Origin of the sequence: Parabacteroides faecalis (assembly GCF_022809355.1) — a bacterium.
GTDB lineage: Bacteria > Bacteroidota > Bacteroidia > Bacteroidales > Tannerellaceae > Parabacteroides > Parabacteroides faecalis.
Map to the genome: position 1 here is coordinate 29,093 of NZ_JAKZMM010000006.1, position 14,270 is coordinate 43,362.

Below are 14,270 nucleotides of genomic sequence, written 5' to 3' on the forward strand. Positions count from 1 at the left end.
AATGTAGTATTTTAGGAAGAATTTTCAAGGAGAATGAGGAAAAATCAGTTATTTCTTATTTCCATAACGGAGTCTGCTCGGTGATGGCTGCGTCGGTAAAGGTAAATTGTTCCAAAGAATGCTGCTTGGCTTGTACGACAATATAATGCATGGGCTCATTAGCTGTATTGCGCATCGAACGGTTTCCTTCGGGAGCTACGCGAACTACACTGCCGCTTTGGATCGGGAAACACTGATCGTCAACCTGAAAATCACCTTTCCCGCTCAGAATAATATAAGTCTCTTCATTCTGCTTGTGGGCATGGAAGAACGGAACAGCCTCATTGGGTTGTAAAGTCGAGATAGAAATCTCGGTAGCTGTTGCACTGGTAACATCTTTCAGGAAGACTTTTTCTTTCCATTCGTTCATCGATCCAGTTTCAATACTTGTAAAATTCTTACCGCTGATTGTAGTCATTTTCTGTTCCATAATCTGTTAAATTTAAAAGTGTTCTTTATATTTGTGATGCAAAGATGAACGAAAGAATAGAAGTAGTCAAGAAGGCACAAAGACGTTCGTCAGTAACATTTTTGTTACGATTATTCGCTTACAGACAGATAGTAAAGGGTTAAAAAAATGAAAGAATTTCATCATCATAAATTTTGTCCGATTCGGGATATCTTGAGTCGTATCGGCAGTAAATGGTCTATGTTGGTTTTGATTACATTGGATGCGAACGGTACGATGCGTTTCAACGAGATTCAGAAGTCTATCGGTGATATTTCCCAGCGCATGCTTACATTAACGGTACGTACGCTCGAAGCAGATGGACTGATAAAACGGGATGTCTATCCGGAAGTCCCGCCACGCGTTGAATACACACTGACCGACCGTGGCCGTAGTCTGATGCCATTATTGAAAGAATTAGTCCGTTGGGCATTGGATAATCAGGAACAGATCCTGGAGGAAAGAGCCAACCTGGATGCTCAGGAAGAAGTGAAAGGATGACTCCGGTGATGAAGGCCACTCCTACTCAATTCTCTTTTGATTTGCTTCTTCCTCTCCTTTCCCGAAGAGAGCAAAATCTCCTAAGCAAGGATCATCTGGGAATATTTCTCTTAACTGTTCCGTAATCTGCTGGGCAATATACTGTGTTTGTGATTTTGTATCTGGAATTAGTCCGAGGCGGATTGCCATTTTGATTACGTGGGTATCTAACGGAATAATCAGATCTTTGGGCTGAAGAGCCTGTTCCCAAATACCTAAATCTACAGTTCTGTCTTGTCGTACCATCCAGCGCAGGAATAGAGCCAGGCGTTTGCAGGCAGAATAGCTGGAAGGCTCAGGGATTCCTTTGATCCCGGAAAATAATGATTGCAATTTATATAGGTGAATATTCGCATGGCGATGTATATCCGACCCTATTTCTGTCTGCATAACGGCTTCTTCCAGAGAATGGTATTCGGTATATATCCGTTGGAGTCTCAAGCATAGCGCTCTTAAATCCTCATAAGAATAGAACCGGTAAAACTTCTTTCCTTTATCCATCTTAGAAATCACTTGGTTGATGTTGTCTGTATTGCGGATAAATTCGAAAGGTCTCCAATCAATAGCCTGATGAAATTCTTCTAATTTTCGAATGATGCATTCCCGTTTCCCGAAAGTAATCCAGGTTGTTATAAAGGCAGAGATCTCAATATCCTTTTTATCGGTGAAATGATGAGGAAACTGTATTGGATCACGGGTGATAAAATCAGGGGTATGATATCTCTTTGCCAGTTCACGAATTTCTTCTGCTATTGTCTTGTTCATAAATTCTTACTTCTTATAGATGATGACAAATCTACTGTTATTTCTTTCTAAGAAAAGCCTGTCTTTCCTCTTCCGGATAATGCTCAATGGCATAACGAAGAGCCGTGCGGGGCAAACGGGTGGCATACTCATCGAGGAAGTCGGTAAGGACATTCCGGTCGCGTTTGCCGATTTCACGGAGCATCCAGCCAACAGCCTTGTGCATGAGGTCGTGTTTATGATTCATCAGTTGCTTGGAAAGGGCAAGGGTGTCAGCAAACTGATCGTGACGGATGAGGGTTATGGTAGAGACAATCGCAATGCGTTGTTCCCACAGATTGTTACTTTCTGCCAAACGATACAGCAGACTATGGTCTGTCTGATGCAGGAGATAACCGCCGAGAAGAGTCGGACAACTTAAATCCACCAGATCCCAGTTGTTACAACGACGGGTATTCTTCAAATAAAACTGGTAGATGATGGTACGTTCCTCATCGGTTGTCTTTCTTTTCTTGAAGCGTTCTACAAGGATGAGAAGCGCACAAAGCCGTGCTTCATGCCATGGAGAATGAAGCAGGATTTGTAATTCTTCCAGAGGCGTTTCCAGGTTTGCCTTGGCAATGTTGCGTGTCAGCGGAACAGGAATACCTAAGAAGCTGTCGCCTTCACCATATTCTCCGGGACCAGTCTTGAAAAAGCGACTCAAATGTGCTGCTTTCTCGGTTGATGCGACCGATTGGAGTTCGTCTAAGATAAAAGATGCCGTTTGCATGAAAATGTGATATTTGGATTTTAGTTATCGAGAAAGTAATTTACAAACGTACAAAAAATCCTCGCTATCTGAAATAGCCGGATATACAAAGAAAAGCTTGGGAATGGAAAATGGAAAGATATTCTTATATTTGCTTCCTAAAAAACGGATCACATGGTACTGAATTATATTTGGATTGCTTTCTTTCTGATTGCTTTTGTCGTAGCTGCCTGCAAATTGATTTTCTTGGGCGATACGAATGTCTTTACAGAGATTGTCAATGCTTCGTTTGCCTCAGCAAAAACAGGCTTTGAGATTTCATTGGGACTGACCGGTATATTATCTCTTTGGTTAGGTATTATGAAGATTGGAGAGAAAGGTGGCGTGATTCAGGCATTTGCCCGGATGGCTTCGCCGGTATTCAGCAAGCTTTTCCCGGATATTCCGAAAGATCATCCGGTGACCGGCTCTATTTTCATGAACTTGTCGGCAAATCTTTTGGGATTGGATAACGCGGCCACGCCGATGGGACTGAAAGCGATGACACAGTTGCAGGAATTCAACCGGGAGAAAGACACTGCCAGTAATCCAATGATTATGTTCCTTTGCATCAATGCTTCCGGATTGACGCTTATTCCCATTACGATCATGATGTATCGGGCGCAATTGGGAGCAGCCAATCCTTCGGATGTCTTCTTGCCTATTATGTTGGCCACATTTATTTCTACCTTGGTGGCTATTCTGGCGGTCTGCTTTAAGCAGAAGATCAATATTCTGCAACGGAACTTATTGCTTTTCTTTGGAGGTATGGCAGCTTTGATTGGTGGCTTGATCTGGTTGTTCCATTCCATGACACAGGAACAGGTTTCCCTCTACTCTACCCTTTTTGCCAATACCTTGCTGTTTACCATTATCTGTGGATTTATCCTGAGTGGTGTCCGTAAAAAGCTGAATGTCTATGATGCTTTTATTGAAGGAGCGAAAGAAGGATTCCAGACAGCCATTACGATTATTCCTTATTTGGTCGCCATTCTGGTTGGAATCGGGATTTTCCGGGCTTCAGGAGCGATGGATTTCCTGATCGAAGGCGTTCGTTTCTGTGTAGGTTCTCTCGGTTTGAATACCGATTTTGTTGAGGCTCTTCCTACTATTCTGATGAAACCGTTAAGCGGAAGTGGTGCGCGCGGTATGATGCTCGATGCGATGAATACGTATGGAGCGGACTCATTTGTCGGTCGTTTGTCTTCTATTGTGCAAGGTTCGTGTGATACTACATTCTACGTTGTCGCACTTTATTATGGCAGTGTAGGCATTAAGAATACCCGATATACGGTTCCCTGTGCTTTACTGGCAGATTTGGCTGGAGCAATTGCGGCTATAGCCATGGCTTATTTATTCTTTGGATAAGACAGAAAACAGAGAGAAAATACTACCTTTGTAAAACGACAATCCTCAAATCAGAGAAGCTATGAACAGAAAGTATCCGATAGGCATTCAGAGTTTTGAGAATATCCGCAAGGAAGGATATTTGTATGTGGACAAGACCGCATTGATTTATCAGCTGGTTCAGACGGGAAAGTATTACTTTCTGAGCCGTCCCCGCCGTTTTGGAAAGAGTCTGTTGCTTTCAACCTTGCAGGCTTACTATGAAGGTAAGAAAGAATTGTTCGATGGTTTGGCAATGGCTTCCTTGGAAAAGGATTGGAAAACTTATCCGGTATTGCTTTTGGATTTGAATGCCCAGCGTTATGATTCGGTCGATAGTTTGACTTCTATTCTGAATGATACCTTATGTGAATGGGAACGTCTCTACGGAACACAGGAAAGTGAAACAACGTTATCTCTTCGCTTTAAGGGTGTTATCCAACGGGCAGCTGAGAAAACAGGCCGGAATGTGGTGGTCTTGATTGACGAATACGATAAGCCGATGCTACAGGCAATCCATAATAAAGAGCTTCAATCCAGCTATCGGAATATCCTGAAGGCATTTTATGGAGTACTGAAAAGCAAGGATGCTTATCTGCAGTTCGCGTTGCTGACTGGCGTAACGAAGTTCAGTAAAGTGAGCGTATTCAGTGATTTGAATAATTTGATGGATATATCCATGGATAATCGTTATGCCGCTATTTGTGGTATCACAGAGCAGGAACTTGTGACGGATTTGGGAGAATATATACGCGATTTATCCGGAACCTTGCAGATGAGTTATGAGGATTTACTGCGGGAATTACAAGAACGTTATGATGGTTATCATTTTGTAGAAGATTCAGAAGGTCTGTATAATCCGTTTAGTTTGTTGAATACTTTCGCCCGAAAGAAATTGGGCAATTACTGGTTCGAGACAGGAACACCAACATATCTGGTAGAATTACTGAAAGAGAATCATTATCCGTTGGAACATCTGACGTATGAACAGGCAACGGCCGATACGCTGACTGGTATTGATACGGTGGATTCATCTCCGATCCCGGTACTTTATCAGAGTGGTTACCTGACGATCAAGGATTATGATCCGGAATTTGAAACTTATACATTGGGTTTCCCGAATAAGGAAGTGGAAGAAGGCTTTACCCGCTTCTTGTTGCCTTATTATGCGCATATCCGTTCAGGAAGTTCTGCTTTCCATATTGTGAACTTTGTCAAGGAAGTGCGTTCGGGGAATATAGATGGATTCATGAAACGTCTTCAGAGTTTCTTCTCGGATACACCTTATGAGCTGGTACGTGACTTGGAATTGCATTACCAGAATGTTCTGTTCATCATCTTCCGTTTGGTAGGATTTTATACCCAGGCCGAATACCATACATCGGAAGGTCGTGTGGATTTGGTTATCCGCACGGACCAGTTCATCTATGTAATGGAATTTAAGTTAGATGGTACAGCCGAGGAAGCCTTGCAGCAGATAGAAGAAAAGCAGTATGCTTTGCCTTTCGCCTCCGATTCGCGTCGCTTGTTCAAGGTAGGTGTGAACTTCAGCAACGCGACTCGGAATATCGAGAAATGGCTGGTGAGATAAACATTTCTTAGAAGGAAATACTACCTTTGTAAAACGACAATCCTCAAATCAGAGAAGCTATGAACAGAAAATATCCGATAGGCATTCAGAGTTTTGAGAATATCCGTAAGGAAGGATATTTGTATGTGGATAAGACCGCATTGATTTATCAGCTGGTTCAGACGGGAAAGTATTACTTCTTGAGCCGTCCCCGCCGTTTTGGAAAGAGTCTGTTGCTTTCAACCTTGCAGGCATACTATGAAGGGAAGAAAGAATTGTTCGATGGTTTGGCAATGGCTTCCTTGGAAAAGGACTGGAAAACTTACCCGGTATTACATTTGGATTTGAATGCCCGTCGGTATGAAGACGTTCATTCGCTGGTGGCTATTCTTAATCAACACTTGGAAAGTTGGGAAGCTGTTTATGGAGATGAGAAAAAAGATCGGGCTCCGGAAGAGCGTTTTGCTTATTTGATTGAGAAGATTTGTCGGGAAACAGGTCAGAAAGTTGTTGTCTTGATTGACGAATACGATAAGCCGATGCTACAGGCAATCCATAATAAAGAGCTTCAATCCAGTTATCGGAATATCCTGAAGGCATTTTATGGAGTACTGAAAAGCAAGGATGCTTATCTGCAGTTCGCGTTGCTGACTGGCGTAACGAAGTTCAGTAAAGTAAGCGTATTCAGTGACTTGAATAATTTGATGGATATATCCATGGATAATCGTTATGCCGCTATTTGTGGTATCACAGAGCAGGAACTTGTGACGGATTTGGGAGAATATATACGCGATTTATCCGAAACCTTGCAGATGAGTTATGAGGATTTACTGCGGGAATTACAAGAACGTTATGATGGTTATCATTTTGTAGAAGATTCAGAAGGCTTATATAATCCGTTTAGTTTGTTGAATACTTTCGCCCGAAAGAAATTAGGCAATTACTGGTTCGAAACAGGAACACCAACATATCTGGTAGAATTATTGAAAGAGAATCATTATCCGTTGGAACATCTGACGTATGAGCAGGCAACAGCCGATACGTTGACCGGCATTGATACAGTAGATTCATCTCCGATTCCGGTACTTTATCAGAGTGGTTACTTGACGATCAAAGATTATGATCCGGAATTTGAGACATATACATTGGGTTTCCCGAATAAGGAAGTGGAAGAAGGCTTCACCCGCTTCTTGTTGCCTTATTATGCGCATATCCGTTCGGGTAGTTCGGCTTTCCATATCGTGAACTTTGTCAAGGAAGTGCGCTCAGGGAATATAGACGGATTTATGAAACGTCTTCAGAGTTTCTTCTCGGATACACCTTACGAGCTGGTACGTGACTTGGAATTGCATTACCAGAATGTTCTGTTCATCATCTTCCGTTTGGTAGGATTTTATACCCAGGCCGAATACCATACATCGGAAGGTCGCGTAGATTTGGTTATCCGCACGGACCAGTTCATCTATGTGATGGAATTTAAGTTAGACGGCACAGCGGAGGAAGCCTTGCAGCAGATAGAAGAAAAGCAGTATGCTTTGCCTTTCGTATCCGATTCGCGCCGCTTGTTCAAGGTAGGTGTGAACTTCAGCAACGCGACTCGGAATATCGAGAAATGGTTGGTGAGATAATCGGCTCTTATCTGTTATCGGTTACTTCTTTTCGTGTTCCCGGATGAATTGCAGGAGTAATGGGAAGGAAGGTGCTGCCATGTTCCCATGATCATACCCGTCCAATTCATACAGTGTTACATCCGGATGTCCTAATAACTTGAATAAACGGTGGAAGAATGCCTGCTCTTCATATCTTCCGTACAGTTCCTTTTCCCTGTCTGCTGAGATAATCAGGATAGGCGGACAGTCTTTCCGTACATAGTAAAGCGGAGCTATCGAGTCGATCAAAGGTTGTAATGGTGGCATTCCCATGCGGCGCCGGGCTTCAAAGTGCGTAATGACTTGTCCGCTGAAGGGAATCAGTCCGGCGATTTGATCGGCATCCTTTCCGTATTTCTTTAATAAGCTTTTATTCAATCCTACTAAATCGATCAGATAACCTCCGGCAGAATGACCGGATAAATAAATCTTTTGGGTACTTCCTCCGTATTGGCTAATGTGATCGAATGTCCAGCTGACGGCTAGTGTTGCGTCATCAATGATCTCCGGGATGGTTACTTTCGGCGACAAGCGGTATTCGACACCTACAACGATCAGACCTTCTTTTAATAACGCTTCTGGTATTTCCCGTTTTCCTCCGGTCAGGCCACCTCCGTGAAACCAGACAACCACGGGTGCGTCCTTAGCATCTGACGGATAAGCAATATCTAGCCGGCACATCGAATCGGCATATGCGTCATTTGTCTGTCGGTAGGCAATGTTTCGTTCGTAACGATAATCGGCAGCGATTGCTTGCCAGGCACAAAGGCAGCTTAGAATAATAAACACAACAATTCTTTTCATGATATTTTAAATTTCTGTTTCCTGCAAAGGTAGAGATATTTGCTTACTTTCGTACCTTTGCAGACAATAAAATCAAGAGATATGGCAATAGCTTTTTATGCGGAAGATACTGAACTTCCGGCAATCAATAAACAGGCAGTGAGCGGTTGGGTGAGAGCTGTGGCTGCGACGTACGGCAAGAAAACGGGCGACATCAGTTATATTTTCTGTTCGGACGAAAAGATCCTGGAAGTCAACCGCCAGTATTTGCAACATGATTATTATACGGATATCATTACGTTCGATTATACGGAGGGAAACAAGATTTCCGGCGATTTGTTCATCAGCCTGGATACGGTCAAGACGAATGCCGAGGCTTTTCATACTTCATATAACGAGGAATTGCACCGGACTATTATCCACGGGATTCTGCATCTTTGCGGAATCAATGACAAAGGTCCGGGCGAACGGGAAATCATGGAGGCAAACGAAAATAAAGCCTTGGCGATTTTACCGGAAGAATGCAAGCAGTAACCTTATTCTCTCTACGTAATAAATCTGAAAACTCCCGATAGATAACTGAAATTCTACCGGGAGTTTTTTGTGTTTCTCCTGAAGAATTCTTTAGTTCACGGCGTGAACTAAGTAATTCTCGTCGTGAACTACTTAATCCACGGCGAGAACTAAGTAATCCACGGCGTGGATTAAAGAATATCTGCCGGGAAAAGAAAGAATGGTTGCCTACCATTGAACGTTTATGTACCGCCCTTCGGAAGTTTAGGGAAAGATGATTCGGAAACAGCAGCCCTGACCATTCTCGGAAGTTGCCGAGATACTGCCTCCATGCAGGGTAATGATTTGTTTACAGAGGCTGAGACCGATGCCTGAACCGCTTGGTTTGGTGGTGAAAAACGGGATGAAAATCCGTTCCAGTACGTCGGGCAGGATGCCTTCTCCGTTGTCTTGGATGATGAAGATCCGTTCTTTTCCGTTCGATTCAGCCAGGACTTGGATAGAAGGTTCGCTTACAGTGGCACAAGCCTCGCGGGCGTTCTTCAGCAAGTTCAGGAAGACTTGCTCCATTTGTGCTCGGTCGGCTTCCCATTCCAGTGATTCGTCGGTCAGCTGGAAGTGGATATATGGTTCCGGATTCAGGCGTTTCAGGTCGGCAAAGAACTCTTTGACGGAAATACGGACTTTAACCGGCGGAGCGATGCGGGTGAGTTTTCGGTAATTCTCAACAAACTCCAGCAGACCTTTGCTGCGACGGCGGATGATGTTCAAGCCTTGTTGCAGGTGCTGGCGGTTCCGGGTTTCTTCCGGAGACTCTTTACATCGTTCGCTTAAGGTCTCGGCCAACGAGATAATGGGTGTAATGGAATTCATGATTTCATGCGTAAGAACACGGATCAGCTTTTGCCAGGCTTCCATCTCATTTCGTTCCAAAGTCGCGTGAATGTTCTTTAAACTGACAATCCATCGTTCACATCCTTGCAGATAAATACGGGTCACGTCGATGGATAAATCCAAAGGAAGGTTTTGCCGGGTATAATGGACTACTGGCAATTGTTTCCGGATCGCCGTCAGAATCTCATCAGGTAGGAATGGCGAGGACGCCAATAACGTATCAGCAGCCCGGTTGGTCCAGTCTATCTTCCCTTGCTTATCGGCAACGAGGACGGCGGTATCGACTTTGTTCAACAGGCTTTCGTAATATTGTCTCTTGACTTCTTCGTTCAGCAATTGCTGGCGCAGCGAACGAAGGGCTGCCGACAAATCGGTAGCCAGTTCCTGCATGGCTTTGTCTTTAAACGGGGCGTGAACCATTTGGGTTAAGTCGTGTTGCAACAGACAATCGACCAGATAACGCCAAGACTTCACCTGCCGCATCTGCAGGATATAAAGCCGGATACTGATACTCACGATAGCCAATACGCTGAATACACTGCAAAAGAACCATTCCTGCAGCAGACTGTAGGCAAGGAACAGAGCCGAAAGGAAAATTCCGGCGATGTGGAGCGCGATTGTCAGCGTATAGGTTTTCATAAGCCTAACTTTTCGATTTTACGGTAAAGGGAGAAACGGGTGATTCCCAATAGCTCGGCGGCATAGGTCATATTGCCATTGCTTTGCCGCAAGGCTCGTTCGATGGTCTTTCGTTCTACCTGTTCCAGATTCAGTTCGTTGTCTTCGGGCTGTTTCCGCTCGTGTGTGGCCGGATACAACGGAAAATCGTTCGGACGCAACAGGCTGCTTTCGTTAAGGATTACGGCGCGTTCCAATACATGCTGTAGCTCGCGGACGTTACCTGGCCATTTGTATTTCATCAACTTGGCACTGGCATCCCGGCTGAAGCCTTTGATCTCTTTCTTGTATTTCCGGTTATAATGTTTCAGGAAATGCTCGGCCAACAACAGAATATCTTCACCCCGTTCGCGCAGCGGCGGAATGATCAGTCCAATGGTATTGATACGATAGAGCAAGTCTGACGGAAATTCCCTTCGGCTACCAGCTGATGCAGATTGGCATTGGTGGCACAAATCAGACGGACGTCGATCGGAATCGGTTCGACAGCTCCCAAACGTGTGATGTAACGCTTCTCTATCGCCGTCAGTAGTTTGGCTTGCATTGGCAACGACAGATTACCGATTTCATCGAGAAACAACGTACCGCCGGAAGCTGTTTCCATCCGTCCGGGTTTCGACTTGCGGGCATCGGTAAACGCTCCTTTCTCGTATCCGAACAGTTCGCTCTCGAAGAGTTGTTCCGGAATACTGCCCAGATCGATGGTAATGAAGGCATCGTCGCGCCGGGGAGAATAATATTTCAGTAATCGGGCCACCAGGTCTTTTCCGGTTCCGTTCTCGCCCGAGATAAGGATATTCGCATCCGTTTCAGAAAGCCGGGTAATCGTTTCTTTCACTTTCTGCATAGCCGGCGATTCACCGATCAGTTCCGGCAGATCAGGCTCTCCTTTCAAGGCATTCATTTGTGCTTGGAGGCGATCCACTTCTTTACGGGAATGGCTCAACTTGATAGCCGAAGAAAGCGTCGCCAATAACTTCTCCGTTTCCCAGGGCTTGGATACAAAGTCGGTCGCTCCGGCTTTAATCGCCCTGACAGCCTTTTCCGTATCCGAATAAGCCGTCATGAAAATGACAACCGCCTGCGGATCAATGTTCAGGATTTGTTCGAGACACTCAAAACCTTCCTGTCCGCTTACGGCATCACGCCTGAAGTTCATATCCAGCAAAACCACATCCGGCTGGAATGTTCGCATAAAGTGTTCGATACGCGCAGGCTGTGTGGTTACTTTGATCTTCTGCATATACGGTTCGAGCAGCATATTCAAAGCAAACAGAACATCTTCGTTATCGTCGATAATCAATATTTTCCCTTTTTCTTCCATACAGGCAAAGATACAAGGAATACAAATACCTTGTGCGTGCGTTCCCGCACGTTTTTTGTGCAGAATCGCACGGAGTTAATTCTCTCCTTTTTCTATATATCGCTATCATATAATAGGTTACGGGTATGGCACGATATTTGAATTTGTGTTTGTGATAAATCGTGTCTATATGAAACTCTATCGGACTATACTTTTATTAAGCGGAAGCCTGTGGCTGACTTTGACAAGTATTGCTCAAGCCCAACATCAATTGACTTTGAAGCAGTCGATTGAATTGGCGCAAGCCTATTCTCCGGAAGCGCAGGCGGCTGCACATACTTATCGGGCTGCTTATTGGAGTTACCGCTACTTTCGGGCCAATTATCTGCCGGGAGTCAGCTTAACCTCTTCGCCTTATCTGAACCGGCAGATTAATAAGGTAACACAACCCGACGGAACCGAACAGTTTATCCGACAAAACCAATTGAGTACGGACCTAGCTCTCTCGATCAGTCAGAATATTTGGTTCACGGGTGGTAACTTGTTTATACAGACAGCTACGCAGCGGATGGATGAACTGACGACAAAAACGAAGGCTTATAATACGCAACCGATTACCATTGGTTACCGTCAGTCGCTTTTCGGTTATAATTCGTTGAAATGGGACCGGCGTATTGAGCCGGTACGTTTTCGGGAAGCCAAGAAAAGCTATGCGGAAACGTTGGAGCTGATTGCTTCTAAAACGTGTGATTTGTTTTTCAGTCTGGCAACGGCGCAGGCAAACCTGCAAATAGCCAAGTCCAATTATGCTTCGGCAGATACATTATACCGGTATGCAAAAGGTCGGTATGAGATAGGAAGCATATCAGAGAATGAGATGTTGCAGCTGGAAGTAAACCGGCTGAATGAAGAAACGAATGTGATGAAGGCTCAGATAGAAGTAGAAGAAGCTGCCTTGACATTCCGTTCTTTTTTAGGTTTGCGGGAAGATGAGAATCTGGAAGTCCTTCCGAGTGTCGAAGATATTGTTGCGTTTGAAGTACCATTAGACCGTGCTTTGGAACTGGCGTATGCGTATAGTCCGGAAATGGAAACTTATGAACGGATGCGACTGGAAAGTAAAAGTAATCTGGCAGCAGCTCGGGCTGAACGGGGACTAAAAGCCGATTTGTATTTGCAGTTTGGTCTTTCGCAGACCGGAGAAGAATTAAGGGCTTCCTATCGGAATCCGTTGAATCAGCAGTATGTGAGTCTTTCATTAGCCATTCCGATTCTGGATTGGGGACGTGGAAAAGGAAAAGTCCGCGTAGCAAAGTCTCAAATGGAGCTGGTTGATACGCAAGTGGGCCAAGCCATGACCGACTTCGAACTGAATGTCCGGAAGATGGTGCGGCAGTTTAACTTGCAGGCGAAGCAAGTACAGGTAGCCCAGAAGACAGATGAAACAGCCCGTAAACGTTATGAAGTAGCCATGAAGTTATACCTGATGGGAAAGTCGTCTATCCTGGATTTGAATGCCGCTACGACCGAAAAGGATGCTGCACAGCGTAATTATCTGTCGGCGATGAAAACCTATTGGACATTGTATTATGGGTTGCGTAGTATGACGCAATATGATTTCCAACAGAATTGCCCGTTAAGTGAAAATTTACCCGAAATATAAACGAATCTCTTATGGATATAAAACTAGAAAAGAAACCTTGGTACATACGTTACCGTTATTACTTGGCCGGAGCTTTCCTGGTATGCTGTGGCCTGATTTATGTGATTGTATTGGCTTCTGGTCCGAGACGGTTGCGGATTAACGCGGAACATATTCAGATAGAAGAAGTAAAACAAGCCGACTTTATGGAATATGTGGATGTAGAAGGCATTGTTCATCCGATTCTGACGATTATTGTCAATACGCGGGAAGCCGGAAATGTGGATCAGATCATCGGGGAAGAAGGCAGTTTGCTGGAGAAAGGTGATACGATTCTGACACTGACGAATCCGAATTTGATGCGCGAGATAGAAGACCAGCAGGATGAATGGGAGAAACAACGGATTTCGTATCAGGAGAAAGCCCTGGAGATGGAACAGAAGAGTCTGACTTTAAAGCAACAGACGTTGGAAGCCGAGTATGAATTGAATAAGATCCGGAAGAGTTTCTCGCTCGAAAAGGAAGAGTATGCGATGGGAATCCGCAGTAAAGCCCAGCTGGAAGTATCGGAAGACGAGTATCGGTATAAGACGGAATCAACTCGCCTGAAGTTGAAAAGCCTTCAGAGTGATTCTTCCATGACGGTTATCCGGAAAGAGTTATTGCAAAACGATCGTGACCGGGAAGAAAAGAAGTTGATACGAAGTCGGCAACGGATTGAGGACTTGGTGGTCCGCTCTCCAATAGACGGGCAGCTGAGTTTCGTGAAAGTAACGCCCGGACAACAGGTGGCTGCCGGAGAGAATATCGCGGAAGTCAAGGTGATGGATCAGTTTAAGATTCATACATCCCTCAGTGAATATTATATTGATCGGGTAACTACCGGTTTACCGGCTGCCATTACTTATCAGGGAAAACGTTATCCGTTGAAGATTAGTAAGGTGATTCCGGAAGTGAAAGATCGTCTCTTTGAAGTGGATTTGGTCTTTACCGGAGAAATGCCGGAGAATGTCCGACTGGGGAAAAGCTTCCGGGTGCAAATTGAATTAGGACAACCCGAGCAGGCGTTAGTCGTTCCACGTGGAAACTTTTATCAGCAAACCGGTGGGCAGTGGATTTATAAAGTCAATGCCGACAAGACGCGGGCTGTAAAAGTTCCGGTAACTATTGGCCGGCAGAATCCTCGTCAATACGAGATCACAGAAGGATTACAACCCGGCGACTTGGTCATTGTTTCCGGATACGATACCTTTGGTGAAGCAGAAGAGCTGGTGTTTTAGATGCCTATGTT

General features: G+C 44.6%; 12 protein-coding genes and 1 pseudogene. 7 read left to right on the forward strand and 6 right to left on the reverse strand.

All coding sequences use genetic code 11. The features are described 5' to 3' along the window. Window positions 1-55 precede the first annotated feature (55 nt). The gene (locus MUN53_RS03360; RefSeq protein WP_022456336.1) at window positions 56-469 is read right to left on the reverse strand and encodes a cupin domain-containing protein; all 414 of its coding nucleotides are present in this window, start codon (window positions 467-469) and stop codon (window positions 56-58) included. A 147-nt stretch (window positions 470-616) separates the two neighbouring features. Here MUN53_RS03360 and MUN53_RS03365 point away from each other — a divergent pair, with 147 nt between their 5' ends. After that, entirely contained in the window at window positions 617-988 is a 372-nt protein-coding gene (locus MUN53_RS03365; protein WP_243323397.1) for a winged helix-turn-helix transcriptional regulator, read from the forward strand. Window positions 989-1,009: 21 nt separating this feature from the next. Here the strand turns inward: MUN53_RS03365 and MUN53_RS03370 are convergent, their stop codons facing one another. Both MUN53_RS03370 and MUN53_RS03375 read right to left on the reverse strand, forming a co-directional pair. Next, a complete protein-coding gene (locus MUN53_RS03370; RefSeq protein ID WP_243323398.1) occupies window positions 1,010-1,792 on the reverse strand; it encodes a TIGR02757 family protein in 783 nt (260 codons plus the stop codon). 37 nt (window positions 1,793-1,829) lie between these two features. Then, entirely contained in the window at window positions 1,830-2,543 is a 714-nt protein-coding gene (locus tag MUN53_RS03375) for a DNA alkylation repair protein (RefSeq protein WP_243323399.1), read from the reverse strand. 153 nt (window positions 2,544-2,696) lie between these two features. Between MUN53_RS03375 and MUN53_RS03380 the strand changes: the two genes are divergently transcribed. The 3 genes from MUN53_RS03380 (at window position 2,697) to MUN53_RS03390 (ending at window position 7,145) form a co-directional block, all read left to right on the forward strand. Further along, entirely contained in the window at window positions 2,697-3,929 is a 1,233-nt protein-coding gene (locus tag MUN53_RS03380) for a nucleoside recognition domain-containing protein (protein WP_243323400.1), read from the forward strand. Window positions 3,930-3,990: 61 nt separating this feature from the next. Beyond that, a complete protein-coding gene (locus MUN53_RS03385) occupies window positions 3,991-5,538 on the forward strand; it encodes an ATP-binding protein (protein ID WP_243323401.1) in 1,548 nt (515 codons plus the stop codon). Window positions 5,539-5,597: 59 nt separating this feature from the next. After that, window positions 5,598-7,145, forward strand: a complete 1,548-nt coding sequence (locus MUN53_RS03390; protein WP_243323402.1) for an ATP-binding protein — start codon at window positions 5,598-5,600, stop codon at window positions 7,143-7,145. Between the two features lie 21 nt (window positions 7,146-7,166). Here MUN53_RS03390 and MUN53_RS03395 read toward each other — a convergent pair whose 3' ends face one another. After that, entirely contained in the window at window positions 7,167-7,970 is an 804-nt protein-coding gene (locus MUN53_RS03395) for an alpha/beta hydrolase (RefSeq protein WP_243323404.1), read from the reverse strand. Between the two features lie 81 nt (window positions 7,971-8,051). Between MUN53_RS03395 and ybeY the strand changes: the two genes are divergently transcribed. Continuing rightward, window positions 8,052-8,483, forward strand: a complete 432-nt coding sequence (gene ybeY, locus MUN53_RS03400; RefSeq protein ID WP_243323405.1) for an rRNA maturation RNase YbeY — start codon at window positions 8,052-8,054, stop codon at window positions 8,481-8,483. Window positions 8,484-8,726: 243 nt separating this feature from the next. Here the strand turns inward: ybeY and MUN53_RS03405 are convergent, their stop codons facing one another. Together MUN53_RS03405 and MUN53_RS03410 are read right to left on the reverse strand one after the other, a co-directional pair. Further along, entirely contained in the window at window positions 8,727-9,995 is a 1,269-nt protein-coding gene (locus MUN53_RS03405) for a sensor histidine kinase (protein WP_243323406.1), read from the reverse strand. Next, window positions 9,992-11,358, reverse strand: a pseudogene (locus tag MUN53_RS03410) (sigma-54-dependent transcriptional regulator). The gene MUN53_RS03405 and the pseudogene MUN53_RS03410 overlap by 4 nt, the downstream one beginning before the upstream one ends. Window positions 11,359-11,527: 169 nt before the next feature. On the opposite strand from MUN53_RS03410, the gene MUN53_RS03415 reads away from it, so the two are divergent. Both MUN53_RS03415 and MUN53_RS03420 read left to right on the forward strand, forming a co-directional pair. After that, on the forward strand, window positions 11,528-13,000 hold the full coding sequence (locus tag MUN53_RS03415) for a TolC family protein (RefSeq protein WP_243323407.1): 1,473 nt from the start codon (window positions 11,528-11,530) through the stop codon (window positions 12,998-13,000). Window positions 13,001-13,011: 11 nt separating this feature from the next. Beyond that, window positions 13,012-14,259 (forward strand): efflux RND transporter periplasmic adaptor subunit, encoded by a 1,248-nt coding sequence (locus MUN53_RS03420; protein WP_243323408.1) that lies wholly within the window; start codon window positions 13,012-13,014, stop codon window positions 14,257-14,259. Window positions 14,260-14,270 lie beyond the last annotated feature (11 nt).

What these genes read in the sequence shown, in the direction of transcription:
- MUN53_RS03375 (WP_243323399.1), bottom strand. Translation starts at nt 2,543, where the DNA reads ATGCAAACGGCATCTTTTATCTTAGACGAACTCCAATCGGTCGCATCA.
- MUN53_RS03365 (WP_243323397.1), top strand. Translation starts at nt 617, where the DNA reads ATGAAAGAATTTCATCATCATAAATTTTGTCCGATTCGGGATATCTTG.
- MUN53_RS03390 (WP_243323402.1), top strand. Translation starts at nt 5,598, where the DNA reads ATGAACAGAAAATATCCGATAGGCATTCAGAGTTTTGAGAATATCCGT.
- MUN53_RS03405 (WP_243323406.1), bottom strand. Translation starts at nt 9,995, where the DNA reads ATGAAAACCTATACGCTGACAATCGCGCTCCACATCGCCGGAATTTTC.
- ybeY (WP_243323405.1), top strand. Translation starts at nt 8,052, where the DNA reads ATGGCAATAGCTTTTTATGCGGAAGATACTGAACTTCCGGCAATCAAT.
- MUN53_RS03370 (WP_243323398.1), bottom strand. Translation starts at nt 1,792, where the DNA reads ATGAACAAGACAATAGCAGAAGAAATTCGTGAACTGGCAAAGAGATAT.
- MUN53_RS03380 (WP_243323400.1), top strand. Translation starts at nt 2,697, where the DNA reads ATGGTACTGAATTATATTTGGATTGCTTTCTTTCTGATTGCTTTTGTC.
- MUN53_RS03360 (WP_022456336.1), bottom strand. Translation starts at nt 469, where the DNA reads ATGGAACAGAAAATGACTACAATCAGCGGTAAGAATTTTACAAGTATT.
- MUN53_RS03385 (WP_243323401.1), top strand. Translation starts at nt 3,991, where the DNA reads ATGAACAGAAAGTATCCGATAGGCATTCAGAGTTTTGAGAATATCCGC.
- MUN53_RS03420 (WP_243323408.1), top strand. Translation starts at nt 13,012, where the DNA reads ATGGATATAAAACTAGAAAAGAAACCTTGGTACATACGTTACCGTTAT.
- MUN53_RS03395 (WP_243323404.1), bottom strand. Translation starts at nt 7,970, where the DNA reads ATGAAAAGAATTGTTGTGTTTATTATTCTAAGCTGCCTTTGTGCCTGG.
- MUN53_RS03415 (WP_243323407.1), top strand. Translation starts at nt 11,528, where the DNA reads ATGAAACTCTATCGGACTATACTTTTATTAAGCGGAAGCCTGTGGCTG.